General features: G+C 68.0%; 24 protein-coding genes and 1 pseudogene. 1 reads left to right on the top strand and 24 read right to left on the bottom strand.

The annotated features are described in order from the left end of the window. Nucleotides 1-14: 14 nt before the first annotated feature. Nucleotides 15-275, bottom strand: coding sequence for a 30S ribosomal protein S15 (gene rpsO / locus IPN47_02595; protein MBK9406935.1), 261 nt, complete (start codon nucleotides 273-275; stop codon nucleotides 15-17). Between the two features lie 99 nt (nucleotides 276-374). Here rpsO and IPN47_02590 point away from each other — a divergent pair, with 99 nt between their 5' ends. Further along, nucleotides 375-2,018 carry a serine/threonine protein kinase gene (locus IPN47_02590; GenBank protein ID MBK9406934.1) on the top strand — a complete coding sequence of 548 codons (1,644 nt, stop codon included), beginning with the start codon at nucleotides 375-377 and terminating at the stop codon, nucleotides 2,016-2,018. A 132-nt stretch (nucleotides 2,019-2,150) separates the two neighbouring features. Here the strand turns inward: IPN47_02590 and IPN47_02585 are convergent, their stop codons facing one another. The 23 genes and pseudogenes from IPN47_02585 to IPN47_02475 form a co-directional block, all read right to left on the bottom strand. After that, nucleotides 2,151-2,546: a hypothetical protein gene (locus IPN47_02585; protein ID MBK9406933.1), complete on the bottom strand. Its 396-nt coding sequence runs from the start codon at nucleotides 2,544-2,546 to the stop codon at nucleotides 2,151-2,153. Continuing rightward, the gene (locus IPN47_02580) at nucleotides 2,543-3,745 is read right to left on the bottom strand and encodes a site-2 protease family protein (protein ID MBK9406932.1); all 1,203 of its coding nucleotides are present in this window, start codon (nucleotides 3,743-3,745) and stop codon (nucleotides 2,543-2,545) included. The genes IPN47_02585 and IPN47_02580 overlap by 4 nt, the downstream gene beginning before the upstream one ends. Next, the gene (locus IPN47_02575) at nucleotides 3,739-4,878 is read right to left on the bottom strand and encodes a 1-deoxy-D-xylulose-5-phosphate reductoisomerase (GenBank protein ID MBK9406931.1); all 1,140 of its coding nucleotides are present in this window, start codon (nucleotides 4,876-4,878) and stop codon (nucleotides 3,739-3,741) included. The genes IPN47_02580 and IPN47_02575 overlap by 7 nt, the downstream gene beginning before the upstream one ends. Then, a complete protein-coding gene (locus IPN47_02570) occupies nucleotides 4,875-5,684 on the bottom strand; it encodes a phosphatidate cytidylyltransferase (protein MBK9406930.1) in 810 nt (269 codons plus the stop codon). Before IPN47_02570 ends, IPN47_02575 begins: the two co-directional genes overlap by 4 nt. A gap of 83 nt (nucleotides 5,685-5,767) precedes the next feature. After that, nucleotides 5,768-6,322: a ribosome recycling factor gene (frr, locus tag IPN47_02565; protein ID MBK9406929.1), complete on the bottom strand. Its 555-nt coding sequence runs from the start codon at nucleotides 6,320-6,322 to the stop codon at nucleotides 5,768-5,770. Beyond that, the gene (locus tag IPN47_02560; protein ID MBK9406928.1) at nucleotides 6,319-7,038 is read right to left on the bottom strand and encodes a UMP kinase; all 720 of its coding nucleotides are present in this window, start codon (nucleotides 7,036-7,038) and stop codon (nucleotides 6,319-6,321) included. The genes frr and IPN47_02560 overlap by 4 nt, the downstream gene beginning before the upstream one ends. Nucleotides 7,039-7,044: 6 nt before the next feature. Further along, nucleotides 7,045-7,941 (bottom strand): translation elongation factor Ts, encoded by an 897-nt coding sequence (gene tsf, locus IPN47_02555; GenBank protein MBK9406927.1) that lies wholly within the window; start codon nucleotides 7,939-7,941, stop codon nucleotides 7,045-7,047. Between the two features lie 156 nt (nucleotides 7,942-8,097). Continuing rightward, nucleotides 8,098-9,027 carry a 30S ribosomal protein S2 gene (gene rpsB, locus IPN47_02550; protein ID MBK9406926.1) on the bottom strand — a complete coding sequence of 310 codons (930 nt, stop codon included), beginning with the start codon at nucleotides 9,025-9,027 and terminating at the stop codon, nucleotides 8,098-8,100. A gap of 144 nt (nucleotides 9,028-9,171) precedes the next feature. Further along, nucleotides 9,172-9,567 (bottom strand): 30S ribosomal protein S9, encoded by a 396-nt coding sequence (gene rpsI / locus IPN47_02545; protein MBK9406925.1) that lies wholly within the window; start codon nucleotides 9,565-9,567, stop codon nucleotides 9,172-9,174. Between the two features lie 2 nt (nucleotides 9,568-9,569). Further along, nucleotides 9,570-10,016 carry a 50S ribosomal protein L13 gene (gene rplM, locus IPN47_02540; protein MBK9406924.1) on the bottom strand — a complete coding sequence of 149 codons (447 nt, stop codon included), beginning with the start codon at nucleotides 10,014-10,016 and terminating at the stop codon, nucleotides 9,570-9,572. A gap of 345 nt (nucleotides 10,017-10,361) precedes the next feature. Next, complete coding sequence (locus tag IPN47_02535; GenBank protein MBK9406923.1) at nucleotides 10,362-11,609, bottom strand: hypothetical protein; 1,248 nt, start codon at nucleotides 11,607-11,609, stop codon at nucleotides 10,362-10,364. A 12-nt stretch (nucleotides 11,610-11,621) separates the two neighbouring features. Further along, nucleotides 11,622-13,199, bottom strand: a complete 1,578-nt coding sequence (locus IPN47_02530) for a TonB-dependent receptor (GenBank protein MBK9406922.1) — start codon at nucleotides 13,197-13,199, stop codon at nucleotides 11,622-11,624. After that, nucleotides 13,180-14,664, bottom strand: coding sequence for a TonB-dependent receptor plug domain-containing protein (locus IPN47_02525; protein MBK9406921.1), 1,485 nt, complete (start codon nucleotides 14,662-14,664; stop codon nucleotides 13,180-13,182). Before IPN47_02525 ends, IPN47_02530 begins: the two co-directional genes overlap by 20 nt. Nucleotides 14,665-14,837: 173 nt before the next feature. Further along, complete coding sequence (locus IPN47_02520) at nucleotides 14,838-15,338, bottom strand: acetyl-CoA carboxylase biotin carboxyl carrier protein subunit (GenBank protein MBK9406920.1); 501 nt, start codon at nucleotides 15,336-15,338, stop codon at nucleotides 14,838-14,840. Continuing rightward, nucleotides 15,339-16,568, bottom strand: coding sequence for a class I SAM-dependent RNA methyltransferase (locus IPN47_02515; protein MBK9406919.1), 1,230 nt, complete (start codon nucleotides 16,566-16,568; stop codon nucleotides 15,339-15,341). Continuing rightward, nucleotides 16,569-18,135 (bottom strand): annotated as a pseudogene (accC, locus tag IPN47_02510) (acetyl-CoA carboxylase biotin carboxylase subunit). Between the two features lie 82 nt (nucleotides 18,136-18,217). Then, the gene (locus tag IPN47_02505; protein MBK9406918.1) at nucleotides 18,218-19,762 is read right to left on the bottom strand and encodes an acyl-CoA carboxylase subunit beta; all 1,545 of its coding nucleotides are present in this window, start codon (nucleotides 19,760-19,762) and stop codon (nucleotides 18,218-18,220) included. A gap of 234 nt (nucleotides 19,763-19,996) precedes the next feature. Continuing rightward, a complete protein-coding gene (locus tag IPN47_02500; GenBank protein ID MBK9406917.1) occupies nucleotides 19,997-21,775 on the bottom strand; it encodes a 30S ribosomal protein S1 in 1,779 nt (592 codons plus the stop codon). Between the two features lie 266 nt (nucleotides 21,776-22,041). Beyond that, nucleotides 22,042-22,806, bottom strand: a complete 765-nt coding sequence (gene cmk, locus IPN47_02495) for a (d)CMP kinase (protein ID MBK9406916.1) — start codon at nucleotides 22,804-22,806, stop codon at nucleotides 22,042-22,044. Next, nucleotides 22,793-24,073 (bottom strand): 3-phosphoshikimate 1-carboxyvinyltransferase, encoded by a 1,281-nt coding sequence (gene aroA / locus IPN47_02490; protein ID MBK9406915.1) that lies wholly within the window; start codon nucleotides 24,071-24,073, stop codon nucleotides 22,793-22,795. Before aroA ends, cmk begins: the two co-directional genes overlap by 14 nt. A gap of 2 nt (nucleotides 24,074-24,075) precedes the next feature. Beyond that, nucleotides 24,076-24,936 carry a 2,3,4,5-tetrahydropyridine-2,6-dicarboxylate N-succinyltransferase gene (locus IPN47_02485; GenBank protein ID MBK9406914.1) on the bottom strand — a complete coding sequence of 287 codons (861 nt, stop codon included), beginning with the start codon at nucleotides 24,934-24,936 and terminating at the stop codon, nucleotides 24,076-24,078. After that, nucleotides 24,933-25,826: a 4-hydroxy-tetrahydrodipicolinate synthase gene (locus IPN47_02480; protein ID MBK9406913.1), complete on the bottom strand. Its 894-nt coding sequence runs from the start codon at nucleotides 25,824-25,826 to the stop codon at nucleotides 24,933-24,935. Before IPN47_02480 ends, IPN47_02485 begins: the two co-directional genes overlap by 4 nt. Next, nucleotides 25,823-26,563 (bottom strand): 4-hydroxy-tetrahydrodipicolinate reductase, encoded by a 741-nt coding sequence (locus tag IPN47_02475; protein ID MBK9406912.1) that lies wholly within the window; start codon nucleotides 26,561-26,563, stop codon nucleotides 25,823-25,825. The genes IPN47_02480 and IPN47_02475 overlap by 4 nt, the downstream gene beginning before the upstream one ends. Nucleotides 26,564-26,568: the final 5 nt, after the last annotated feature.

Here is a 26,568-nt window from a genome sequence, read left to right as displayed (position 1 = left end):
ATGAGCGACGAGTGCTAGTGGCGAAGTCCGAGCTCACCGAGAACCTTCCGGTACCCCTCAACATCCTGCCGCTTGAGGTACTCGAGAAGTCTCCGGCGCTGTCCGACCATCTTCAGCAGCCCACGGCGGCCGTGATGATCCTTCTTGTGCGTCTTGAAGTGATCGGTGAGGTAGTTGATGCGCTCCGTGAGCACAGCTACCTGCACGCGAGTGGAGCCCGTGTCTCCCTCGCTCGTCTGGTACTTCGCGATCGTCGCTGCTTTTTCAAAGGCCATGTGATATATTCCCGGCGCGGACAACTACAATCGTTCGCTAAGTCTTTTGGAGACACGCAACTTACTCGAAGCGCCCATCACTGTAAAGGCGTCCCCTGAGTGCCTGAGCGCTATCTTGGAAAGTCGCTGGGAAAGTACCGGGTCGAAGAGCTCGTAGGCTCCGGCGGATTCGCGTGGGTGTACCGCGGATTCGATCCCGAACTGGAAATCCCTGTCGCCCTCAAGGTCCTCAAGCCGCAATTCGCCGGCGATCCCACCTTCGAGGAGCGGTTCCGACGCGAGGCGTCCACCGCCGCCAAGCTCCGCCACCCCAATATCGTGAAGATCTACGCCGTAGGCCGCGACGGCGACGCGGTCTACTTCGCGATGGATTTCCTCCCCACCGGGCTGGCCGACAAGCTCGAAGCCACCCCGTTCCTTCCCGAAGAATTCGTGGTCCGCGTGGGAATCGACGTCGCCCGCGCCCTCGGCTTCGCCCACCGGGAAGGGGTCGTGCACCGCGACATCAAGGTCGACAACATCCTGTTCGACTCCCACGGGAACGCCGTGGTGGCGGACTTTGGCATCGCCCGGGCCGTCTCCGGTTACACGAACCAGACCGGCACCAACATGGTGGTGGGGACGCCGCAGTACTTCGCCCCCGAGCAAGCCCGCGCCAAGCCGCTCGACGGGCGCGCCGACATCTACTCGCTGGGCGTCTCCCTCTATCGCGCCGCGACCGGCCGGCTCCCGTTCGAGGGGGACGACTGGTACGAGATCGCGCGCCAGCACGTCGAGGATCCCCCGCCCTCCCCCCGGAGCATCAACCCCGCGATCTCCCCGGCATTCGAACGGGTGCTCGTGCGGTGCATGGCCAAGCACCCGGACGATCGCCCCGCGACCGGCGAACAGCTAGCCGACGAGCTCGCGGCGGTCCTCAGCGCCCCCCACGACGCGGGAGCGCGCGGCGTCTACATGTCGCCGTCGGACACGCCGACGCTGGTGACCCCGCTCGAGCTGGTGCGATCGCCCAAGGTCTGGCGGCGAGCCGCCCCGGCCACGGTCGTCCTCATCGCACTCGTCGCCACCGCGATCGTTCTCTCCACTCGCCGAGAAGAGCAGCAACTGGCCGGCGCCGCCGCCGCCGATTCGGCGCGCCGCGACTCCGTTCCAGTCGTCGTCTCGCCGGCGGACTCCAACCCGGTCGACTCGCTTCGCCTCGCCGACTCCACCGCTCGCGCCGATTCCGTCGTCGCCCGCCGGGACACCGTGCGGCCGAAGCCGGTCGTCGCCCCCACCGTGGGGCGACTGTCGATTGCCGCCCCAGGCACCGCCCGAGTCAGCGTGAATGGCCAAGCAGTGAGCGACGGCGCGTGGCGAAACGATTCGCTCAAGCCGGGCGAGTACACGGTCAGCGCCTCGATCCCCGCCAGCAGCGGGTGCGACTGGGCCACCGTCGAGGAGAAGGTGCGAGTGCGCGCCGGGGGCTCGCACGCGCTCACGTTGTCCCCCCGTCCCTGCGGCACGATCACGATCAACATGCTCAACGTCGCCAACGGCGCGAGATTCTCCGTGGTGTCGACCGACGGCGGGGTCAAGGTCGAAGGGGCGCTCCCGCGTGACGGCGGGATCGTCGTCCCCACCGGCGAGTATCGCGTGACGGCCCAGCAGCCGCTCTGCGCCCCCTACTCCAACGAGAGCGTCACCGTCGTCGCCGACCGCGCCACTCGCCTCACCTTCCGCGTCATCTGCGAGCGCGGATAGTACCTCCGCGAGGCCGCGTGGGGTGTCCCTCCGCCGTCGCATCGTGCAGGGATTGCCCCCCTACATAACGACGGCCGCCGAGGTGCCGCGACCTGCCCGGTCCGGAGCCGTCGAACGTTTTCGAGCGGGCGACTAGAACTGGCTCCCGGCCGCCGCGCCTAACGCGACGCCCAGCACCATCCCCCCCCAGAAGGTGCGACGCTTGAACCAGGCGGGAGGCTCCTCCTGCATCAGCACCACGTGGCTGGTGGTCACCGCGGTCGTCTGCCCCGTCACCAGCGCCGACACATTCCCCGCCTTGTCGACCGAGAGGACGCGCAACCGCGCGACCAGGACGTCGCGCTTGCGCGGGTCGATGGCAATCCCCGTGAGACCGCGGCGGAGCCATCGCTCGGTCCCCGACCGGAATGCGAGCGTGGTATCGCCGACCGCGGCAATCTCGAAGCGCACGCCCTTGAGCTGGGCGTGCGCCGGCGCGGCGCTCAGCCCCAGCGCGATCGCCAGGATCCACAGGGTGCGACGCATCATCGGAAGAACGTCTGGACCAGTCCCTTGATGTCGTTGAACATCACGAGCGCAAACAGAAGCGCGATGGCCAGCACGCCGACACGCGCGATCATCTCCTGGGTGCGCATGCTGAACTCGCTCCCCTTCACGCTCTCGATGACTCGTACGAGAATCTGCCCGCCATCCAGCAGCGGGACCGGAAGCATGTTGAGGACGGCTACGTTGATGCTGAGAAAGGCGAGCAGGCCAAGCAGGTCCTCCCATCCGTTCTTGGCCGCCTGAAACGAGGTCCGCGCGATGGCGATCGGCCCGCCGAGCTGCTTGACGGACACGTCGCCGACGAAGAGCCCGCGCACGACCTTCACGACGGCCCCTCCCATCCCCCAGGTAGCGTCCCAACCGGCGCCCACCGCCTCACCGAATGCGAGCTTCTCGCGCAGACCGGAAGCGCGAGCCGCGGCGCCGATGCGCCCGACCTTGGTCGGCGCCCCGGTCGCGGGATCCACGTCGTCCGAGAGAACTGGCGTCACCTGAAGCGTCGCGCGCTCGCCGGTGGCGCGCACAACCTCCACGGTCAACGGCTCGCCTGCGGAGGCGGTCACCTTTTCCAGCACATCGCTCCAGCGGCGAATCGGCACGCCGGCGAGGGTGGCGATACTGTCTCCGGCTTGGAAGCCGGCAGCCATGGCCGGACGCCCGGGAAGCACCGAGTCGATGACCGCCGGCGCGTACGGTCGCCCGAAGCTCATGATCGTTCCCGTCGAGACCACCAGGGCGAGCACGACGTTCATCAGGACGCCCGCCGAGAGGATGAAGACCTTGGCCGGAAGCCCCTTCGACTCGATCCAGCGATCGCTGGGCACCGGATGCGGGCCGAACGGGCGCAGGGCGTTGGGATCGAATGGGATGGGATTGAGCCCGCGCTGGTGCCCCGGAGCCTCTTCCGACGGCTCACTCCCCGGGGCGCTCAGGTCCGTACTCCCCTCGATCGCAGAGCCCCCCTCGCTGTCCTTCGTGGCCATGGCGACGAAGCCGCCGATGGGAAACCACGACCAGCGGTAGTCGGTCTCTCCCCACTTGATCCCGAAGAGGCGAGGCCCCCAGCCAAAGGCGAAGACAGGGGCGTAGACCCCCGTCAGCTTGGCCGCGAGGAAGTGCCCGAGTTCGTGGACGAAGACGACGATCCCGAACACCAGGAGTGGCGCAACGAACTTCAGCATGCGAAGCGATCCTTCACGTGTTGGCGTGCGGCCGCGTCGGCGGCGAGCAGCGCTTCCTTGTCCCCGCCAGGCGCACCGCGCAAGACCCGGAGCGCCGACTCGATGGCCGAGGAAATGTCCTGGAACCTGATGACGCCAGCGAGGAACAGCGCGACCGCCTGCTCATTGGCCGCGTTGAAGATCGCCGGCGCCGCCCCACCATCCCGACCGGCCCCGACGCCGAGCCGGAGCGCGGGGAAGTCCTCGTGCCGGACCGGCTCAAACGTGAGCGGCGAGGCCGTCACGGGATCGAGCCGAGGTACCCCATCGTCGACGATTCGCTCCGGATGCGTCAAGGCGTAGAGGATCGGCAACTCCATGGAAGGTACGCCAAGTTGCGCCACGACGCTCCCATCGACGAATTCGACCATCGAGTGCACGATGCTCTGGGGGTGTACCACCACCTCGATCCTGTCGAACGGGATGCCGAAGAGGAAGTGCGCCTCGATCACTTCCAAGGCCTTGTTGGCCAGGGTCGCGCTGTCGACGGTGATCTTCTTCCCCATGCTCCACGTCGGGTGCTTGAGGGCATCGGCCAGCGTCGCCTCGCGCAATCGATCGGACGGCCAGGTGCGAAAGGGGCCGCCCGACGCGGTGATCACCAGACGACTGACCTCGTGCGCCGGTCGCGTGGCGAGACACTGCAGGATCGCCGAATGTTCGCTGTCGACCGGGACGATGCTCCCGCCGCCACGCGCCGCCGCCGCGCCCACGAGGGCCCCGGCCACGACGAGCGATTCCTTGTTGGCCAGCGCAACGCGCTTCCCGGCTTCGAGCGCTGCAAGCGTCGCGTCGAGGCCCGCGGCACCGACGATGGCATTGATCACGGTGTCAACGCGGGCGTGCGACGCCGCCTCGACGAGCGCCTCCCGCCCTACTCTCCATCCCGGTGGCACTCCTGCCCCATCCTGCACCAGGCCGATGTACTCCGGTGCGGTCGCCTCGACCTGCGCGGCCAGATCGTGCGCGCTCGAGTGGGCGGTGAGCGCGACGACGCGGAAACGATCGGGGTGCCGCGCGATCACGCGCAGTGCCGACCGACCGATGGAGCCGGTGGATCCGAGGACGGCGATTCGCTGAACGGAGCGGCTCACAACGGCGCGGCGATGAGGAGACGACCGAGGATCAGGTAGGCCACCGGGAGGGCGAAAAAGAGCGAATCGAGTCGGTCGAGGATCCCGCCATGCCCCGGCAGGAGGTGCGAGGAGTCCTTTACCCCAGCCTCACGCTTGAGGAGCGACTCGGCGAGGTCTCCCACCTGCGCCGCGACGCTGATGACCAGGCCGAAGATGATCGCGGTCCACGGGGCGAGCGCAAGTTGCGACCAGGGGCGCAGCACAAAGGCATTGTACGCGTAGGCCACCGCCATCGTGACCACGAGCGCACCGATCGCCCCTGCGCGCGTCTTCCCGGGGCTGACGGAGGGGATGAGCTTGGCCTTGCCTAACGCGCGACCGACGAAGTAGGCCCCGATGTCGGAGGCCCAGGTCAGGATCACGGGGAAGAGCACGAGCGCCGTGCCGGCGGCCGCCCCGATCACGAAGCGATGGTGCCGCAGCGAATACCCGAAGGCGAGCATCCCGCCGGTGTACAAGGCCCCGAACACGGTCACGGCGACCGACTCGAGGGGCCGCCCGCCCACGCCGCGCGCCCAGATGGAGGCGCCGAGCAGCGCCACGAAGACGACGCCGCCGATCGCCGCCGGGCTGCGAAGCACCTGGAGACGATCGGCGTGTGCGAGGAGCGGCAACGCGGCCGCGAGCGGGATGCCTAACGCGTCGAGCGCGTCGACGCCGCCCTGTCGCGCCATGCGGTACAGCTCCCACGCCCCGATCCCCCCGGCCACTCCGAGAAAGGCCGCAAAGGGGAGTTCCCCCAGCCAGACCATCCCGATGGCCACGGGGCCGCAATGAGCGCCACGAGGACGCGGCGCGCGAGTTCACCCATGCCGGGTGCCTCGGGGAAGGCCGCGCGCTCGGACGATCACACTTCCATGATCTCGGCTTCCTTCGCCTTCACCAGGCCGTCGACCTTGGCGATGAAGTCGTCGTGCAGCTTCTGCAGGTCCTTCTCCGCATGCTTCACGTCGTCCTCCGACACGCCATCGAGCTTCTTGAAGCGATCGCGCGCATCGGTGCGCCAGTGACGAATGCCGACGCGCACTTCCTCGGCGAGCTTGTGCACGACCTTGACCAGGTCCTTGCGACGCTGCTCGTTCATCGCGGGGAGCGGGATGCGGATGATCGCCCCCTGGATGGCCGGATCGAGGCCGAGATCCGACTCGCGAATCGCCTTCTCGACCGCCTTGATCTGCCCCTTGTCGAACGGGGTCACGACGAGGAGTCGCGGCTCCGGGCTCGACACGTTGGCGACCTGGTTCATCGTCATGTGCGAGCCGTACATCTCCACGCGCACCGTGTCGAGCATGGTCGGATTGGCCTTGCCCGAACGCACCGTGGTGAATTCGTGCTTGGCCGCTTCGAGCGCCTTTTCCATGTGCGCGCGCGAGTCCTTCAGGATGTTCTGGATCGTGCTCATTTGACGATGGTCCCCACGCGCTCGCCGCGCACCGCGCGCGCGACGGCGCCTTGCTCGTGAATGTTGAGGACAATGAGCGGCAGCTTGTTCTCCTTGCAGAGCGTCACGGCCGTCTGGTCCATCACTCCCAGTTCCTCGAGCATCACGTCGCGGTAAGAGATCTGCTCGTAGCGCTTGGCGCTGGGATCCTTCTTGGGATCGGCCGAATACACACCATCGACGCTCGTCGCCTTGATGATGACTTCGGCCTTGATCTGGATTGCCCGCAGTGCTGCTGCGGTATCGGTGCTAAAGTAGGGATTGCCCGTGCCGGCGGCAAAGATGACGATGCGCCCGTTCTCGAGGTGCCGCAGCGCGCGACGACGGATATACGGCTCCGCGAGTTCTTCCATGCGGATGGCCGTCATCACGCGCGTGTCGAGCCCCTTCTTCTCCAGGACGTCCTGCAGCGCCAGCGCGTTGATGACGGTGCCGAGCATCCCCATGTAGTCGGCGGCCACCCGATCCATGCCGAGCGCGGCGAGCTGCGTGCCGCGCACCATGTTGCCGCCACCAATGACGAGACCCACCCCCACACCGGTCTCGACCACTCCCTTGATCTCGTCGGCGAACTGGTTGACGCGGACGAAGTCGAAGCCGGATCCCTTGTCTCCGGCGAGGGCCTCGCCGGAGAGCTTGAGCAGGATACGGCGATAGGGAGAACGGGTCTCAGTCACCGGCGATTACTCCTCACCCATCTGGAAGCGGACGAAGCGACGGACCGTGAGCTTGGCCCCGACGCTCTTGGCGACTTCGTCGACCCGCTGCTGGATCGTCTTGGAGTCGTCGCGAACCCACGGCTGCTCGACGAGGACGATCTCCCCGTAGAGCTTGGCCACACGGCCGTCCACCATCTTCTGCACGATCGCCTCGGGCTTGCCGCTCTCCTTGGCCTGCGCCTCGAAGATGGCGCGCTCGCTGGCGACGAAGGCCGCGGGGACGTCCTCGCGGCTGGCGGCGACGGGAACGCGCGGGACACCCGCGGTCACGTGTTCGGCGATCTCGCGCGCGAGTGCCTCAACCTCCGCGCCGCTGGCGCCGGTGATCTCGACGAGCGAGGCCACCTTGTGGTTGAAGTGCACGTACGTGCCTAACGCTCCTTCCGTCTTGAAGCGCGCGTAGCGGCGGAGCACGACGTTCTCGCCGGTCTTGGCGGAGGCCGCCTTGACCGCTTCCTCGACCGTCTTGCTCGTGTCGGCGTGGAACGGCTGCGCGAGCAGCTTCCCTTCGCCAGCCACGTGCACGGCCTCGTCGAGCGACTCGTCCTGGTGCACCTGCACGGCGAGCTGCTGGGCCAGCGCCCCAAACTCGTCGTTGCGGGAGACGAAGTCGGTCTCGGAGTTGACCTCGACGAGGGCGACACTCGTGCCATCGGCGGCGGTGACGGCGACGATGCGCCCTTCGGAGGCGGCGCGCCCGGCGCGCTTCTCGGCCTTGGCGATCCCCTTGGTGCGGAGGATGGCGATCGCCTTGTCCATGTCACCCTGGGCCTCTTCGAGCGCCTTCTTGCAGTCCATCATGCCCGCGCCGGTGCGGCTGCGGAGTTCGGCGATGTCCTTCGCCGTGATCGGCATGCTCATGGTCGTGTCCTTCCCGATTCCATCGGATCGTGAGAACGCCGCCGGCTGGGGTGCCGGCGGCGCTGGTCAATGCTGCGTGGGGATGGGCGAGTCGAGTCGACTCGCACCCGGTCGGTTCAGGTGCGCCGGCAGGGGCCCCCGAACCGTTTGGATTCGCTACTCTGCCGCGTCGTCTCCGCCAGCCTCGCCGGCATCTGCGGCCTCTCCGGCGTCACCACCCTCAGCGCCGGCTTCGCCGGTCTTGAGGCGGGCGGCGATCGCTTCGGGCTTGGCGCGACGGCGCCGCGGACGGCGGCGGCGGCGGCGCTCCTCCTCGCTTCCCGGCGCGGCGGCCGGCTCGAGACCGCGATCGGAACTGTAGGTGCTCTCCTCGGCGTCCTCTTCCTGCGAGCGAACCGGGGCTTCACGACGCGCTTCGGCGATCGTCTCGGCGATCATGCGCGTGATCAGCTCGACCGAACGAATGGCGTCGTCATTGCCGGCGATCGGGACCGTGATCTGGTCGGGATCGGAGTTGGTATCGCAGATGGCGACCATCGGGATCCCGAGCTTGTTGGCTTCGGAGACCGCGATGCGCTCCTTCTTGGAGTCGACGATGAAGATGAGCCCCGGGACGCGCGCCATGTTCTTGATGCCCGACAGGTTCTTCGAGAGCTTGTCGCGCTGACGCGTGAGGAGGAGCTGTTCCTTCTTGGTATAGTTCTCGAAGTCGCCGCCGGCCTCGGACCCTGCCTCGAGCTCCTTGAGTCGACGCGTCTGCTTCTTGACCGTCTGGAAGTTGGTCAGGAGGCCGCCGAGCCAGCGCTCGGTGACGTGCATCGCGCCGCAACGTTCGGCCTCGCCCTTGACGATGGCGGAGAGCTGGCGCTTGGTGCAGACGAAGAGGACGTTGTCGCCGCGAAGGATCACATCACGCACGAGCTTCTGCGCGAGTTCGATCTGCCGAAGGGTCTTCTGCAGGTCGATGATGTGGATGCCGTTGCGCTCGGCAAAGATGAACCGGCGCATCTTCGGGTTCCACCGACGGGTCTGGTGGCCGAAGTGGACGCCGGCTTCAAGCAGCTGTTCGAGGGTCGGGGAGGACATGTGTTGCCGTTGCGAAGCGTTTGGGTTGTTCGACCTTCTTCGTCGCCACTCCCTACGACCGGCAAGGCCGGCACCCGCGGGAGCTCAGAAGAAGTGCGATGTGGGACGCTGGGAGACGGTCGTGCCGCCTCCCAGCGGGTACGACTAGCGCTTGGAGAACTGGAAGCGCTTGCGGGCGCCAGGGCGACCCGGCTTCTTGCGCTCGACCGCGCGGGCATCGCGCGTGAGCAGGCCCAGGTCACGGAGCTTGCGGCGGTGCGACTCGTCCATTTCGACGAGCGCGCGGGCCACGGCGAGGCGGAGCGCCCCGGCCTGTCCCGTCTGACCACCACCTTCCACGTGCGCCTTGACGTCAAAGCGGCCGAGCATGTCGGTCGCCGTGAACGGCTGCTGGATGGACGACACCAGCGTCGGACGCGGGAAGTAGTCGCCTAACGTGCGACCGTTGATGTCCCACTTGCCCGAGCCGGGCTTCACGTACACACGGCAGACCGCTTCCTTGCGGCGGCCGACGGCGTGAATCTGCGCGTTCTCAGCCATCCCTACTCACTCTTGCTGTTGAAGGTCAACGCCGTCGGCTTCTGCGCGACGTGCGGGTGGTTCGCATCAGCGTACACACGGAGCTTGAGGCGCAGCACCTGGCGCGCCAGCGCCGACTTGGGGAGCATGCCGTGCACCGCCTTCTCGATGACGCGCTCCGGATGGGTCGCGATCATCTTGCTGAACGGCGTGTACTTCTCGTGACCCATGTAGCCGGTGTGACGGAAGTACTGCTTCTGCTCGGCCTTGCGCCCCGTCACCTTCACCTTGGACGCGTTGATGACAATCACGTTGTCACCGGTGTCCATGTGCGGCGTGTAGATCGGCTTGTGCTTCCCGCGAAGGATCTTCGCGATCTCGGAGGCGAGACGCCCAAGCACCATGCCGTCGGCATCGACGATGAACCACTGCCGGTCGATGTCCTTGGGAGTCGCGGAAAAAGTCTTCATGATCGGAAACGAATGACGAGTACGACGCACGGGCCAACTCACGGCCTGACGTGGCGCCGGAAGGCGCTTTTTTGGCAGACATGCAACGTAGACAGGCACTTACGCCATGTCAACGGACAAACCGTAGTGGCACCTCACGTTGCCCGCCGAACGCCCCCCGATCGGACGCGACGGCCCCCGGTCGCCCGCTTCCCTTCCCCGCATACCGTCCGGAGTCGGATATGACGCCCCGCGCTCGCGCGCCGCGGCCGCACAACGGGAACGCGCCGCCGGATCCTCGGATCCGACGGCGCGCCCGTCTTCACCCCGTGCCCCGCCCCATCGGGACGGGACCTCTCGGGAAGCCTACTTCCCCTTGAGGTTGGGGTTGTTGTCGCGCTCCGTGATCGGGAGCGGGTAACACGTCTTGTTGCCGATAGCCGGGAAGCCCGGCTTGAAGTACGCGGCGCCGGGGACCGGAATTCCGGTCATGGCCGCCGGCTGACGGCGCCAGTCACCCTGGCGCTGCCCCTCGAGGTAGAAGTCGAGCGACTTCTGCCACAGGAGCTCCTTCAGCACTGAGGCGGCGTCGGTCGCGCCGGTGTAGGCCCCGACACCACCCGCCGTGCGACGAGCCGCGATGAGCGCCAGCTGTGCGCTGGTTCCCGCCACTTCGGCCGCGATATAATCGGCCTCGAGCTTGGACGCGATACGCACAGGGCTGTTGAACGCCGGGTACTTGTCCTGAATGAAGAACGCCCCGGTCGAGGCATCCTGCGGCGCCAGGGTGTGCTCGGTCGGCGTCTTGTACTGCACGCGCGAGTCCGGGCGCACGCGGAACGCGTCCGAGACGCCGATCGAGCCACGATCGGACGTGAACTGCCAGAAGCGATTTCCGAGGCGGGTCCGCTGCGCGAGGTTGTCGACCATCGGCAGCGTGAAGGTGAAGCCCGCCGGGACGCTGGCGGCATCGGCCGCCGCCTGCGCACCACGACCGGCCTGGAGGTGCGCACGTGCACGCCCGACCTTGGCGGCATTGGCGAGCGCCACCGCTTCAGCCGTTCCGTTGGCCGTCCCGATGGTGATGGCGTTGGTGAAGTGCACCACCGCCGAGTCAAGCATGTTGGCCGTGGTGAGCTCCGGCCCGCCGTCCACGACGCCGGTGCAGAAATCCTGCGCCATGAACACCAGCGAGAAGCCACGCCACAGCGACGCCCGCACGAGGTTGATGTTCGTGGTGGGCGACGGCAGCGTCAGGTCGAGCACGATCTTGGTCGACGCGGCGGCCAACGAGATCGGCGCCCACACGTCGCCCGCCAGCGATCCGTTGGACTCGTTCGTGTCGCGTCGCCCGAACTCGTTCCGCGTTGGGAACGTCTCGGCGACGATGCTCTCCCCGTTGAACCACGAGGAGTACATCACTGACCAGCCGTGGGCCACGGCAAAGTTCTGCTGCGCCGACATGGCGAGCGTGGTCGCATCCTTGACCGGGTCAAGCGCCGAGACGTCCACGACGTTCGGGTTGTCGACGGCGAGGAATTCGGTGCAGCCTACGCTCGCGAGGATCGCGGCGGCACCCATCAGGCGCCCGAAGGCGCGCGTGTTTGTCGTCATGATGATCTCGCGTTAGAAGGAGAGATTGAGACGGAGGAGCGCACGCTTGGGATTGGGCAGCGTCAGGAAGTCCGTACGCCCCACGCCGAACGCCTCGGTCGGGTTCGAGACGACCTCGGGGTCGGCCCCTTCGTAGTCGGTCCACAGCGCGATGTTCTGCATCGCGAAGCCGATGGACGCCGTGCGCGTGCCGAAGAACTTGGTGAGCAGGCGAGGCGGCACATTGTACGTGACGCCTAACTCGCGGAAACGCACGAAGTCGCCGGCCTGCAGGAAGCCATCACGCGCCTGGTCGACGGTCGTTCCCGTGCCGTTGAGCTGGACGAACGCCGGCTGGCCAGCGGTCGGGTTGCCGTAGCGGCGCAGGCGTTCGATCTCCGGCAGGACCGTGGGGTCGAGGCGACGGTTCGATCGCACCAGCTGCGTCTCGCGGAAGTAGTCCGTGAGGTTGTAGATGTAGAAGTCCTGCTTGGTGTCGATCAGCGTCGCGACGCGGAAGTTGCGGAAGAGCGTGAAGGTGTTGCTCCACGACAACTCGAACGTCGGCAACGCGTTCCCGACGACCTCGAACGTGTCGGCCACCGTCACGACCTTGGTCGCCGTGTTGATGTTCTTGATGCGCTTGGACACGAACGATCCCATCTGGAACCCTTCGGTGAACCGGTTCAGCGTCCCGAACGGCGCCACTTCGCCCAGGTCGACCAGCTCGTTGTTGAGCGTGTTGAAGTTCACACGCGTTTCCCACTGGAAGTTCTTCATGCGGAGCATGTCGGCCGTGATGCCGACTTCGATGCCGCTGTTGAGCACCTCGCCGATGTTCTTGAACGGATTGGCCTGGAAGCCGAGCGAGGGCGAGAGCTGCGGCTGCAGGATCAGGTCAAGCGACGTCTTATGGAAATAGGTGAACTCCACGCGCGCACGATCGCTTAGGAGCGACGCGTCGAAGCCCACTTCGTACTCCACTCCGCGCTCGGGCTTGAGAAGCTTGTTGCCCGGGTTGAGCGGCACGGCGCCAGCCTCGGTGGCGATCGCGGTTCCAACCTGCGAGGCGTACGGTGCCGCCTGCAGCGTCTGCAAGGCTGCGCCCGCGCCAGGCGCACGGCCCGTGGTGCCGTAAGCCGTGCGGAAGCGGAACGACGACAGGAGGCTCGTCTGCGGGAACCACTTCTCTTCGGACACGACCCACGACAGCCCGACCTTGGGGAGCAGGATGGCATCGGTCGCCTGACCGAACGCCGAGAAGTCGTCGAGTCGAGCGCCCGCCTGCAAGAAGATGCGATCGCGGAAGCCTAACTGCACCTGCGACAGCCAGCCGTACTGGCGCACGTCACTCCGCTGCTGGTTCGCCGACGTGGTCGAGGCGTTGGTGATGACGTTGGCCGAGTTGGTGACGAAGCCCTGCCCCGTCGCGCCGACGTTGTCGGTGCGGGTGGCGATGGCCTGGAAGCCGGCCGATGCGTTCACCTGGAGCTGGTTCTCGCTGCCGAACGACTTGTTGGCGTCGTTGATCCAGTCGATCGTGAAACGCTGGATCCCGATGCGGGTCTGGGTGTTGTTCCCCAGGTTGAGGTCACCGCCGTAGTTCGTCACCGGAGTTCTTCGGGAAGAAGCGGGTCCCTTCGTCGTTCAGGAGGTCACCACCCAGCGTGAAGCGGCTCTTGAGCCACGACGTGGGGAGATAGGTGGCGGACGCGTTGAGGATGTTGCGGCGCGTCTCGAGCTGGTTCTGGATCGCCGCGATCGCACCGACACCGCGGTTGAAACCGAACCAGCCGTTCTGCGAGGCGACGCCATCATCACGACGCGTCGTCGGCGAGCCGAGCATCGAGCCGCCCAGATACCCGTAGATGTTGTTGTCGTTGTCGGGGAGGATCGCCTGCGACAGGATCGACGCGACGCCGGCTTCGAGCGTGACCTTGGCGTTCGGGATCCAGTTGAAGTTGGAGCGCCACGAATAGCGGCTGAAGTCGTTGCTCGGCAGCGTACCGATGCTGCGGTCAGCGCCCACCGAGAGGAAGTAACCGTAGTTCTGGCCGCCGCCACGTCCCGTCCAGCCGAGGAGCTGGTCCGAGCCATTCCGGATTCCGCCCTCGCGGACGAGCGGGTTGTCGCTCACGAGCGCCCCGACCGCCTTGCCGCGACAGAGCGGATTGGCGCTGGTCGCCGCGACCAGCGCCGCGGTGCAGTTGCCGTAGTTGGCCGGCGGAGCCCAGTTGAGGTCCACCTGGCCGTACTCGGCCCGCACCGTCTGCTGGAACGAGCTCGAGCCGGCGCGTCCCTTCTTGGTGATGATCTGGATGACACCGGCCGAGGCGTCGGCGCCATAGAGCGTGGCGGCCGCCGGTCCCTTCACGACCTCGATGTTCTCGATGTCGTCTGGGTTGAGGTCATTGAGGCGATCGGTCAGCTGGCCGTTGAGGCCGAGGTTCACCGTGCCCTCGTTGAATCGCACGCCGTCGATGAAGATGATCGGATTGTTCGACAGCGAGATCGACGAGGCGCCCCGGATGCGGATCGTACGGTTCGTCCCGGCGGTTCCCGACGCGGAATTGACCGCGATCCCGGGCGCGCGCGACTGGAGCATGTCGCTCACGTTGTTGACGACCGCGTTCTCCTTGATTTCGGCCGCGGAGACAGACGCCACCTGCGCGGGTTGCGCGCGGCGCTCCTGGTTCCCGACCGTGCCGGTGACGACGAGTTCTTGCAGCGTCGTGACCGTCTTCGCGAGCGCGAAGTTCAGCGTCGCGGTGCCATTCGCGGCCACGCGCACCGTATCGGCGCCGGCGCGAAAGCCGATGCGAAGGACACCGACCTGCACCACACCCGGGCGCACGCCGACGAGGCGATACTCGCCGCGCACGTTGCTCTGCGTCTCGAGCGTGGTGCCCGTGACGACGATGCGTGCGCCTTCGATCGGGAGATTCGACTCACGATCGGTGATGACACCACTCACCGAGCCCGTACCGGCCTGCTGGGCCGAGACGGCACTCGTCAGGCTCACGACGCCAGCCAGCGCGACGTAGAGCCTCCTGCGCCAACGAGATATTTGTTGCATGGACCTCTCCTGGGGAGAAAGGAAAATCTCCGCTCACGGCGCGGATGCCGCGCGTGCGCGGAACGGTAGCCAAACGCGTCACTCCGGCGATTCGTTCAGTCGGAGGGCCGACGCGCCTGACGACGTACGAGGGGCTGGACGTCCGTCGCGGGGGTGAGGCGAGGGTCCTGTCCCTACACGAACTCTATAAGCAGGGCGCCCTTCTCGACAGCCACCCCGGGCTGAACGTGGACCGTTTTCACGACTCCTGCAGTCGTCGTTCGTAGCTCGTTCTCCATTTTCATCGCTTCCATCACGACGAGCCCTTGCCCCGCGTCGACCGAATCGCCGACGACCGCGGTGACGCGCACGATGAGCCCAGGCATGGGGGCAACGAGGGGCCGGGGGCCGCCGACCGCGGCGCTGGCGTTCGTGAGGTCACGGATGGTGCGCATGCGCTCGTCGAGCGCCTCGACCGTGTAGCGGTACCCGTCCATCCACAGCACGTACTCTCCCCGCGCCTCGCCCCGTCGCGCCGCGACGCGATGCTGTTCGTTGCCGATGGTGACGAGATGAATCGGCGTCCCGCTCACGTCGGCGAGGTGTGCCCGCACGTGTTCGCCTTCGACGCGCACCCCGTCGGCGTCGAGCTCCACCTCGAGGCGTTCGCCATTCACGTCGACGATGTACTTCACTCAGTTCTCCGGGACGAGGAGGCACACGGTTTCGACGTGCGCCGTCTGGGGAAACATGTCATACGGTTGCACCTGCGCCACGCCATACGACGGCAGGCGCGCAACGTCGCGGGCCAGCGTCGCGGGATTGCAGCTGACGTAGACGACCGCGGCGGGTCGCGCACCGTCGGGGGGTGACTCGAGGGCGTCGCACACGCGCGGGTCGACGCCCCCCCGCGGCGGATTGAGAATGACCACGTCCGCCGGCAGGTGCAACGCGAGCACATCCTCGACGCGGGCGCACACGGCGGTCGACGGGGGGGCCAGGCGCCGCGCCGCATGCGTGGCCGCCTCCCGGTCGAGCTCGATCGCCGTGACCCGCACCCCAGCGCCCGCCAGCGCGACCGCCGTGTCCCCCGCCCCGGCATACGCATCGACCACCACCGACGGGGCGAGCCCACGCACGAGCGCCACAACGTCGGCGTGCAGTCGCTCGGCCATGGCCGGGTTCACCTGCTCGAACGACGCCGTGGGGCGTGCCGTCGGCGCCTCGATCACGTCGTGGGGACGACCGTCGAGATCGATCCACCGCACCCCCGAGAACGACGGCAGGCGCTCGGCGAATGCGTGCGCCCGCGGCCAGCCGGAGACGCCCTCGAGGACGAAGGCGAGCGAGTCGCCGGCGAGTCGCACGGCGCCGCGCAGCTCGGGGGCGCGAGGGAGGAGCGACTGCCCGGCCATCACTTCGTGCCAGCCAGCAACCACCCGGGGATGTGTGATGGGGCACTCCTCGAGGGCGAAGACGCGATCGACGTCGTCCCACCGGTGCATCCCGGCGGTCCAATGCTCTCCCTGGCGGCGCATGGTGAGCGTGAGCTTGTTGCGGTACGCCCACTCGGCAGGGGAGGCGATGACCGCCGGGACCGCGACGGGGCGCCGGGCAATACGCGCGAAGGCGTCGGCGACGACTTGCCGCTTGGCGTCGCGCTGGGCCTCGCCTGTGATGTGCTGCAGCTGGCACCCGCCACAGCGATCGCGCTCGTAATGGCGGCATCGCGGGGCGACGCGGGCCGGCGATGAGACCTCGAGTCGCCGCAGGCGCCCGTGCCCCAGCCGGTCCTTCTTGACGTACGAGAACTCGGCGAGGTCGCCCGGGGCGGTGCGTGGGACGAAGACGACGAGCCCGTCGACCCGGGCGACGCCGGCGCCGCCAGCCGCAATCGACTCAATGGGCGCGATGGCCTGCAGCACCTAACGAAGTCCTTCGCGTCGGGCGGCGAGCACCCAGGGATTGGCCGACGGCGCGCCAGGTGAGGCGCTCGCGTCCGGCGCCCCTGAGCCGCCCTGCGCGGCGAAGACGCCGGCGCCGTTCGTGGCGCTTGGGCCCGTGCGTCGCGTGTGCCGGTCGCGATCGGCGAGCAGTGCAGCGGCGATGGCTGCGGCGCGGATGCCGGCGCGCGGCGCCCTCGGAGCGACCAGGTCCGGCAGCCGGCGCTCCAGCCACTGGATCTCGATGTCGCCGCGCTGGAACTCGGCGTCTTCCATCACGCGCAGGTGAAATTCGCGCGACGTCTCGATCCCGACGATGGTGAGCTCGCGCAAGGCGCGATGCATGCGCGCGACGGCCTGCTCGCGCGTGGCTCCCCAGACGATGAGCTTGGCCAGCATCGGGTCGTAGTGCAGCCCGACCGTGGAGCCCAATTCGATCCCGCCGTCCCAGCGCACCCCGGGGCCACCCGGAAGGTGCAGATGCTCGATGCGACCGGTGCTGGGGAGGAAGCCGTTGGCCGGGTCCTCGCTGGTGATGCGGCACTCGATCGCCCAGCCGCGCGGGGACAGCTCGGCCGGGAACGGGAGCCGTTCGCCAGCCGCAATGCGGATCTGCCACTGCACGATGTCGACGCCAGTGACCAGCTCGGTCACCGGGTGCTCCACCTGGAGGCGCGTGTTCATCTCCAGGAAGTAGAAGTCGCCGTTCCGGTCGAGCAGGAACTCGCACGTGCCGGCGTTGACGTAGCCGGCGGCGCGTGCCGCCGCCACCGCGGTCGCTCCCATGCGGCGCCGCAGCTCCGGTGAGACGGCCACCGACGGGGCCTCCTCGATCATCTTCTGGTGCCGTCGCTGCACCGAGCATTCGCGTTCACCTAACGACAGCACCGTTCCATGCTGGTCGGCGAGCACCTGGATCTCGACGTGGCGCGGCCCCTCGATGTACTTCTCCACGTAGACCGCATCGTCGCCGAAGGCGTTCTTGGCCTCGCGCCTGGCCGAGTCGAGCGCGGCGGCCAGCTCCTTCGCCTCCCGCACCACGCGCATCCCCTTCCCGCCGCCACCAGCCGCCGCCTTCAGCAACACCGGGTAGCCGAACGACGCCGCCACCTCGGCGGCCTCCTCGGCGTCGCGGAGCGCCTCGGTCGTCCCCGGCACCACCGGGACCCCGGCCTTGATGGCCAACTGTCGCGCCGACGTCTTGCTCCCCATCGCAGCGATGGCCTCGGCCGGTGGGCCGATGAAGACGAGGCCCGGAGTCGCGCACCAGTCGCGCGAACCACTCGCGCTCGGAGAGGAAGCCGTAGCCGGGGTGAATCGCCTCTGCGCCCACCGCCTTCGCGACCTCGACGATGCGATCGCCCTTGAGGTAGCTCTCGCTCGACGGCGCCGGCCCGATGTTCACCGCCTCGTCGGCCTCGCGCACATGCGGCGCCTGCGCGTCGGCATCGGAATACACGGCGACGGACCTTATGCCCAGCTCCTGGCACGCGCGAATGATGCGCAGGGCGATCTCGCCGCGGTTGGCGACCAGCACCTTGTTGAACATCACGGAGCGTGCAGGTGAGCGCGCGGCGGGCACGCCAGCGAACGCTGGGGCCCGGCGCACCACGAACGGGTCAAGGACGTCATCACAGGGGGAGGTTGCCGTGCTTGCGCGGGGGATTCTTGTCGCGTTTGCCCTGTAGGGTCTCCAGCGCATCGATCAGGCGGGGGCGCGTGTCGCGCGGGTCGATGATGTCGTCGAGGAAGCCGCGCGACGCGGCCACGTACGGATTGGCGAACTTGTACGTGTACTCGGCCACGCGTTCATCCATCGCCTTCTGCGGATCGTTGGACTCGGCGATTTCCTTCCGGAAGAGGATCTCGACGGCGCCCTTGGGACCCATGACCGCGATTTCGGCGGTGGGCCACGCGACGTTGAAGTCGCCGCGAATGTGCTTGGAGCTCATCACGTCGTACGCGCCGCCGTAGGCCTTGCGGGTGATGACGGTGAGTTTCGGAACCGTCGCCTCGCAGTAGGCGTAGAGGAGCTTGGCGCCGTGCCGGATGATCCCGCCGTGTTCCTGCGCGACGCCGGGGAGGAAGCCGGGGACGTCCTCGAAGGTCACGATCGGGATGTTGAACGCATCGCAGAAGCGGACGAAGCGCGCGCCCTTTACCGAGGCGTTGATGTCGAGCACCCCGGCCAGGACCGCCGGCTGGTTGGCGACGATCCCGACGCTGAAGCCGCCGAGGTGCGCGAAGCCGCACACGATGTTGGCCGCGAAGTCCCGATGCACCTCATAGAACTCGCCGTCGTCGACGACGCGCCGAATCACATCGTGGATGTCGTACGGCTTGTGGGGATTCCCGGGGAGGACGTCGAGTAGCGCCTCATCGCGACGGTCGCGCGGATCCCGCGCACTGCCCCGCGGCGGATCGGCGAGGTTGTTCTGCGGGATGTAGCGGAACAGCTCACGAATCGCCTGCAGCGACTGCAGCTCGGAGTCATGGGCGAAGTGCGCAACGCCCGAGGTGGCGGCGTGCGTGTCGGCGCCGCCGAGCTGCTCCATCGTCACGTCCTCGTGCGTGACCGTCTTCACGACATTGGGGCCGGTGACGAACATGTACGAGGAGCCGCGCACCATGTACACGAAGTCGGTGATCGCCGGCGAGTAGACCGCCCCACCCGCGCAGGGACCGAGGATCGCCGAGATCTGAGGGACGACGCCCGACGCCATCGTGTTGCGCAGGAAGATGTCGGCGTATCCCCCTAACGAGACGACCCCTTCCTGGATGCGCGCACCGCCGGAATCGTTGAGCCCGACCACCGGTGCGCCGTTGCGCACCGCGAGGTCCATCACCTTGCAGATCTTCTCGGCGAAGGTCTCGGAGAGCGAGCCGCCGAACACCGTGAAGTCCTGGGAGAAGACGTAGACGAGGCGCCCGTCGATGCGCCCGTGACCGGTGACGACGCCGTCGCCATAGATCCGCTGGGCGTCGAGGCCGAAGTCGGTGGAGCGGTGGGTGACGAAGCGGTCGTACTCGACGAACGATCCGTCGTCGAGCAGGATGTCGAGGCGCTCGCGCGCCGAGAGCTTCCCCTTGTCGTGCTGGGCCTTGATGCGGGCAGGCCCGCCGCCCTGCTCCGACTCGGCGCGACGGCGCGCGAGGAGGTCGAGTTGTTCACGCATGCTCATGGGCGCATAAGGTAGCGGTGGATGGGGGCGCGAGCCAAACCCGCGTGCAGGGCCCGGTTTCACTCGCCCCGCACGCGAGGCTACGGCGGCGCCGCCCAAGCGTACCAACCGGTCGCTGAACGGGACGTCGCACGGGCGGCCGAACGGACGCCGCGGCGGGACAACGGGCCCCGACTCGAAAGCCGGGGCCCGTTGCTGCTGCGCGTCGGACATCGACGCCGCGTGCGCTTACTCCTCGGTCGGAATCTCCGCCGGGATCTCGCCGACGACGTCGCCGTCTTCGGTGTGGATCTTGGACGGCGTCTCCGGCTTGGGCGGCTGCTCTTCCGGAATGGCCGTGACGGTGAGGACGATGCGACGGTGGATCGGATCGACTTCGACCACGCGCAGGTCGAGGTTCATCCCTTCCCAGCAGACGTCGGCCGGGGAGGAGATGGCCTTGTCGGCCGGGAGGTGCGAGAGCGGGACGAAGCCTTCGATATCGTTGCCGATGTCGACGACGACGCCCTTCTCCATGAGGCGCACGACGCGGCCGCGGAGCTCGGTGCCGACCGGATAGGTCTCGCCGATGCGGAGCCACGGATCCTCGCTGGCCTGCTTGAGGCCTAACGAGATGCGCTTGTTCTCGGCGTCGATGTTGAGGATCACGACGTCGACCGTGTCACCCTTCTTCACGACTTCCGACGGGTGCTGGACGCGCTTGGTCCAGGACATGTCGGAGATGTGGATGAGCCCATCGATGCCGGGCTCGATCTCGACGAAGGCGCCGAACGAGGTGAGGTTGCGGACCTTGCCGGAGAGGCGCGTGCCGACCGGGTACTTGAGCGGCAGCACCATCCACGGATCCTGCTCCGTCTGCTTCATGCCGAGCGAGATCTTCTCCTCGTTCGGGTCGACCTTGAGGACCACGGCCTCGATGGTCTCGCCGATGGAGACGATCTTCGACGGATGGCGGACGTTGCGGGTCCACGACATCTCGCTGATGTGCACGAGCCCTTCGATGCCGGGCTCGAGCTCGATGAAGGCGCCGTAGTTGGTGATCGAGACGACCTTGCCGGCGACGCGCGTGCCGACCGGGTACTTCTCGATGACGTCCTTCCACGGATACGGCTGCAGCTGCTTGAGGCCTAACGAGATGCGCTCGCGCTCCCAGTCGATGTCGAGCACCTTGACCTCGAGCTCGTCGCCGATGTGCACCATCTCGGTCGGGTGCGAGATGCGGCCCCACGACATGTCGGTGATGTGGAGCAGGCCGTCGACGCCGCCGAGGTCGATGAACGCCCCGAAGTCGGTGATGTTCTTGACGACGCCCTTCCGCACCTGGTCCTTCTGGAGCTCCTTCATCAGCTTCTCGCGCTTGCCCGCGCGCTCGGCCTCGAGGATCACACGGCGCGAGACGACGATGTTGCGGCGGCGCTTGTTGAGCTTGATGATCTTGAACTCGTACTTCTGGCCGAGCAGCTCGTCGATGTTCGGGACGCGACGGAGCGCGATCTGCGAACCCGGGAGGAAGGCGTCGACGCCCATGAGGTCGACGACCACGCCACCCTTGATCTTCTTGACGAGCGTCCCTTCCACCGGCTGGTCGGTCTCGTACGCGACGCGGATCTTCTCCCAGACGCGCATGAAGTCGGCTTTCTTCTTCGAAAGCACGACCGACCCTTCCTGGTCTTCGAGGTGCTCGAGCAGGACTTCCACTTCGTCGCCCGGCTTGAGGTCGGGCATGTCCTTGAACTCTTCGAGCGGGATCGTCCCTTCGGACTTGAAGCCGATATCCAGGACGACCATGTTCTCGCGAATCTCAAGCACGCGCGACTTCACGATCTCGCCCTCGTCGATCGACGCGAGCGTACCGTTATACATCTCCATCATCTGCTCGTACTCGGCAGATGAGTATTCGTCTTCGTCGTACAGTTCGGGGCGGCGATTGGCCAGCGGACGCAGCTCAGCCTTCTGGGCCTTGCGCTTCTCCACGACCGACATGCCTGTGGTGTCGAGCTCGGACATAGTGAGGGTGGCTCCTAATTGCGGATGTTTAGGCTCGCCGCGACGAGGTTGATGGAAGGGGACGAACCACCCCCCGCTGGTCACGAGCGCGTGCGCGGTCCGTGATCGAAGCCGAAGGCGATTTTGGGGAATGCGTAACTTAGCCGGACCCGCGTCGCCCAGTCAACCGTGGAAGTGACGCTCCCGCGCCAACTTGCGTTGCCGGTGAACCACTCGGGTCCGACCGGTAGTCCGTCGTCGAACCGCGCGCTCGACCGACGGCCCGACTAGCCGACCGGCCCCGACTCCGGGGGGAGGATGGCCGGCGACCCTTCCATGGGGGTCAGAGGGCGACGGCTCCGGGTCGCGCGCGCGAGGGCCACGATACGCTCCACCTGCTCGGGCTGCGTCAGGTACGTCGTGTCGATGAGGACGGCGTCCTTGGCCTGCACCGTCTGTGTGGCGTCGGCGGCGTCGCGCTGCACCAGGCGATCCGTCTCCTCGGCGATCTCGGCGTCCGAGGGGCGGCGACCGAGGCGTTGCACGAGGCGGCGGCGCGCCCGCTCCCACGGATCGGCGACGAGAAAGACCTTGAGTTCGGCGTCGGGGAAGACCGCCGTTCCCATGTCGCGCCCATCACAGACCACGTCGAAAGCCGTCGCCACCTCGCGCACCTGCGCGTTCACCCATCCCCGCACCAGCTGCATTTGCGCCACCAGCGACACGTGCCGCGTCACCTCCGCCCCCCTGATCTCCTCGTCGACGGGGGCGCCGTCGATGTGCGGGGCAAACGAGGTCTCGGTGGGGACGAGCGAGACGTGCCGCGCCTGATCGAGGACCCAGCTGGGTGTCCACTCGGAGGCGGGGACATCGCTCCGCAGCGCGGCGGCGGCGGCGGCCCGGTAGAGCGCCCCCGAGTCGACGTGGCGAAATCCGAGCTCGGCGGCGACCCACTGCGCCGTCGACGACTTGCCCGAGGCGGCAGGGCCGTCGATCGCCACGACGAGGTGGCCACCGCGCCAATTCGGGTGCGGGATGCTATCGGGCGACATGCGCGAGGTCCTGCCAGAAGCCGGGATACGACACCGACACGCAGTCGGGATCATCAACGGTGATGGAGCAGTCCGGGGTCGCCCCGAGGACGGCGAAGGCCATGGCAATGCGGTGATCGCCATGCGTGTGCACCCGACCGGCGAGCGGCGCACGCGTTCCCTGCACCACAAGCCCATCGGGGAGCTCGTGCGCCTCCACGCCGACCGCACGCAGGTTCTGCACGACGGCGGCGATGCGATCGCTCTCCTTGACGCGCAGTTCCTCGGCCCCGCGCACCTCGGTCGTCCCGTCGGCGCGTGCGGCGAGGACGGCGAGCATCGGAATCTCGTCGATCATCGCGGTGACCTCGTCGCGCCCGACGCTGATGCCGCGCAAGGTGGCCCCGCCGTGGGCCACGAGATCACCCTGGGCGTCGGCGTCGCGCTCACCGTCGCGCCGCTCCTCGACGGTGCCCCCCATGCGCCGTACGGCGCGCAGGAAGCCGTCGCGGTACGGGCTCCGCAGGACGTTCTCCACGCGGAGGCTCCCCGCGCCGGAGAGCAGGGCGCGGGCCACGAAGAACGCCGCCGACGACGGATCGCCGGGAACGTCGAGGTCGAGCGGCGCGAGCCGCTCCGCCGGCTGCAACGTGACCCAGCCATCGACGACCGCCACGTGCACGCCCAGCGAGGAGAGCATGCGTTCGGTGTGGTCGCGCGTGGGGGCGGGCTCCTTCACGCGCACGGGGACGCCGGCGCACAGCCCGGCAAGCAGCACCGCACTCTTGAGCTGCGCACTCGCGACCGGCAGCTCCCACGCGATGGTATGCAGCGGTCCGCCGTGCACCGTCATGGGGAGCCCGTCGTGCGCCTCGAGGAACTCGACACGCGCCCCCATGGCCTCGAGCGGCGCGGCGACCCGGCGCATGGGGCGTCGCGACAGCGAGGCGTCGCCCACGAAGGTGCTGCTGAAGGGCTGGGCTGCGGCCACGCCGGCCATGAGACGGGTGGTGGTGCCGCTATTGCCGCAGTCGAGACGGGAGAGGGGAGCCCCGAGCCGGGAGGTGAAACCGGCGCCTTCGATGCGCATCGTCTCGCGCACGTCCGGGATCGACCAGCCTAACGCGCGCAGGACCGCGGCGGTCGATTTCACGTCGTCGGACTGCAGGATGCCACGCACGTGCGACGTGCCAGTCGCGAACGCCGCGAACATCAGCGCGCGGTGCGAGATGGACTTGTCACCGGGGACGCGCACGCGTCCCCCCACGACGTCGGCGGTGCGGGACATGCCTACCGCAGCCACCCCTCGAGGGCGGTGGCGAGATCCGTCTTGTCGTCGCGGTACTTCACGATGATCGGCGTCTGGAGCGAGAGCCCCGTGTCGGCTCCCCATCCGTCCTTCACGGCGCGGGCGCCCGGGACGACGACCGCATCGTTCGGAATCTCCAGGGGCGCATCCGCCGTGGCGCGATACACCGTCTCGCGCACGAGATCGTACACGGGGGTCCCCCGCGTGAGGATCACCCCGGCACCAAGCACGGCGCGTGCGCGGACGACCGTGCCTTCGTACACGCCGCAGTTCCCACCCACGACGACATCATCCTCGATGACCACGGGGGCGGCGTTGACCGGTTCGAGGACGCCGCCGATCTGGGCAGCGGCGCTCACGTGAACGCGTTCACCGACCTGCGCGCACGACCCGATCAGGGCGTGCGAATCGACCATCGTGCCGGTGCCAACATGAGCACCGACGTTGATGTACATCGGGGGCATGCAGACGACCCCTGGCGCGACATACGCTCCCCGACGAATGGAGGACCCCCCGGGAACGACGCGCACGCCGTCGCTCAGCGCGAGGCGTCGCGTGGGGAGGGTGTGCTTGTCGAAGAACGAGAACGCCCCGCCCTCCGCCGGGTGCAACGCGACGACCTTGCCGACGCGAAAGGCCACCAGGATCCCCTGCTTGACCCACGGGACGGCGCGCCAGCGGCCGTCGTGGTCGCGCTGGGCCGCGCGCACCTCACCGTCCTCGAGGCGCGCGAGCAACTCGGCCACCGTGTGCTCGGCGCTGTCGGGGAGCGCCGCGCCAGGGGGAAAGGCGGCCAGCTCCGCGATGCGGGCAGCCAGCGCCGCCAGGGTGTCGCCACTCATGCGCCGAGGGCTCCCGCGGTGGCCAGCGCCGACCGCACGGTGGAAGTGAGGTGGTCGGCCATCGGGACGAGCGGGAGGCGCAACACGTTCTCGATGCGTCCCATCATCGCCAGCGCCGCCTTCACGGGGGCCGGGTTGGACTCCACGAAGGCCGCCGACATCCAGGGTTGCAACTGCCGGAAGAGCGTCCGGGCAAGCGCATAGTCGCCCGCCGAACAGGCATCCACCAGCGCGGTCATCCGACGCGGGGTGGCGTTGCTGACCACCGAGATGACCCCCTCGCCGCCCAGGGCCATCACCGGCAGCGTCATCGCGTCGTCACCGGAGAGGACGGCGAAGGTCGGCGGACGGTCGCGCAGGATCTCGGCGATCTGGCCGATGTTGCCCGAGGCTTCCTTGATGGCCACGATCCCCGGAACGGTGGCCAGCTCGAGCGTCGTGCGCGCCTCGATGTTGCTCGCCGTGCGTCCGGGGACGTTGTACACCACGATCGGCAGGTCGACCGCCGCGGCGATCGCGCGGAAGTGGGCCACGATGCCGCGCTGCTGCGGCTTGTTGTACATCGGTGAGACGTGCAGCAGGTGCGTCGCGCCGGCCCCGCGCGCGAGCTTCGAGAGCGCGATCGCCTTCTGCGTATCGTTGGCCCCCGCCCCCGCCACGACCGGGACGCGACCCGCGCACTGCTCGACCGTGATGGCCACGACCCGCGCGTGTTCCTCGAGCGACAACGTCGCGGCTTCGCCGGTCGACCCACACGGCACGAGGAAGTGCACCCCTTCCGACAGCTGCCATTCCACCAGGGCGCGCAGCGCGCCCTCATCGACCTGCCCGTCGCTGGTGAACGGGGTCACGAGCGCGGTGCCACATCCGACCACCGGGCGAATACTCACGATCCCTCCTGTGCACGTTCCCGTGAAGCCGAGCCGTCGTGCGAGCGCACCAGATCCGCCATCGTGAAGACCCCGCTCCGGCCGACCAGCCACTCGGCCGCCCGCAGCGCTCCATCGGCGAAGACGCGCCGATCGCGCGCCTCATGCGTGAGCGTCACCTGCTCGAACGCACCGTCGAAGACCAGCGTGTGGGTCCCCGGGACGTGCCCCACGCGGACGCTGGTGATCGGCACGTCGCGCCCCAACGCGTCGGCCGTTGCGGACGCCATCGCGGCCCCAGTTCCCGAGGGCGCATCCTTCTTGGCGCGGTGATGCGTCTCGACCAGCACCGCGTCGAATTGCGGCTGACGAGCGAAGACCATCCCCGCTTGCCGCGCCAGCTCGATCACCAGTGCCACACCGAGCGAAAAATTCGGGGACCAGAACAGTGCCCCACCGCGCCCGTGCACTTCGCGCTCGAGCTCGGGGAGCGCGTCGTACCAGCCCGTCGTCCCGGCGACGACCGGGAGTCCCGCCGCCAGACACGCCGCCACGTTGGCCCGCGCTGCCGTCGGCTCGGTGAACTCGATGGCGACGTCGCACGCTGAGGCCATCGCCGGGATGCCCCCTCCCGCAGCGTTGTCCCCCGCGCCGAGCACGCCGACCACGTGGTGTCCACGCTCGCGCGCCAGTTGCTCGATGGCCCGCCCCATCTTCCCATCGCCCACGATGAGGAGGCGCAGGCCCGGCGCGCTCACCTGCG

This window comes from Gemmatimonadota bacterium, from assembly GCA_016719105.1.
Lineage (GTDB): Bacteria > Gemmatimonadota > Gemmatimonadetes > Gemmatimonadales > Gemmatimonadaceae > SCN-70-22.
The sequence above is the reverse complement of the archived record's forward strand: the minus strand, read 5'-3'. Positions and strand labels throughout refer to the sequence as shown.

Coding starts and splice junctions, on each gene's coding strand:
- rpsO (MBK9406935.1), bottom strand. CDS start 275: ATGGCCTTTGAAAAAGCAGCGACGATCGCGAAGTACCAGACGAGCGAG.
- IPN47_02585 (MBK9406933.1), bottom strand. CDS start 2,546: ATGATGCGTCGCACCCTGTGGATCCTGGCGATCGCGCTGGGGCTGAGC.
- IPN47_02580 (MBK9406932.1), bottom strand. CDS start 3,745: ATGCTGAAGTTCGTTGCGCCACTCCTGGTGTTCGGGATCGTCGTCTTC.
- frr (MBK9406929.1), bottom strand. CDS start 6,322: ATGAGCACGATCCAGAACATCCTGAAGGACTCGCGCGCGCACATGGAA.
- tsf (MBK9406927.1), bottom strand. CDS start 7,941: ATGAGCATGCCGATCACGGCGAAGGACATCGCCGAACTCCGCAGCCGC.
- rpsB (MBK9406926.1), bottom strand. CDS start 9,027: ATGTCCTCCCCGACCCTCGAACAGCTGCTTGAAGCCGGCGTCCACTTC.
- rpsI (MBK9406925.1), bottom strand. CDS start 9,567: ATGGCTGAGAACGCGCAGATTCACGCCGTCGGCCGCCGCAAGGAAGCG.
- rplM (MBK9406924.1), bottom strand. CDS start 10,016: ATGAAGACTTTTTCCGCGACTCCCAAGGACATCGACCGGCAGTGGTTC.
- IPN47_02535 (MBK9406923.1), bottom strand. CDS start 11,609: ATGACGACAAACACGCGCGCCTTCGGGCGCCTGATGGGTGCCGCCGCG.
- IPN47_02525 (MBK9406921.1), bottom strand. CDS start 14,664: ATGCAACAAATATCTCGTTGGCGCAGGAGGCTCTACGTCGCGCTGGCT.
- IPN47_02505 (MBK9406918.1), bottom strand. CDS start 19,762: ATGCGTGAACAACTCGACCTCCTCGCGCGCCGTCGCGCCGAGTCGGAG.
- IPN47_02500 (MBK9406917.1), bottom strand. CDS start 21,775: ATGTCCGAGCTCGACACCACAGGCATGTCGGTCGTGGAGAAGCGCAAG.
- cmk (MBK9406916.1), bottom strand. CDS start 22,806: ATGTCGCCCGATAGCATCCCGCACCCGAATTGGCGCGGTGGCCACCTC.
- aroA (MBK9406915.1), bottom strand. CDS start 24,073: ATGTCCCGCACCGCCGACGTCGTGGGGGGACGCGTGCGCGTCCCCGGT.
- IPN47_02485 (MBK9406914.1), bottom strand. CDS start 24,936: ATGAGTGGCGACACCCTGGCGGCGCTGGCTGCCCGCATCGCGGAGCTG.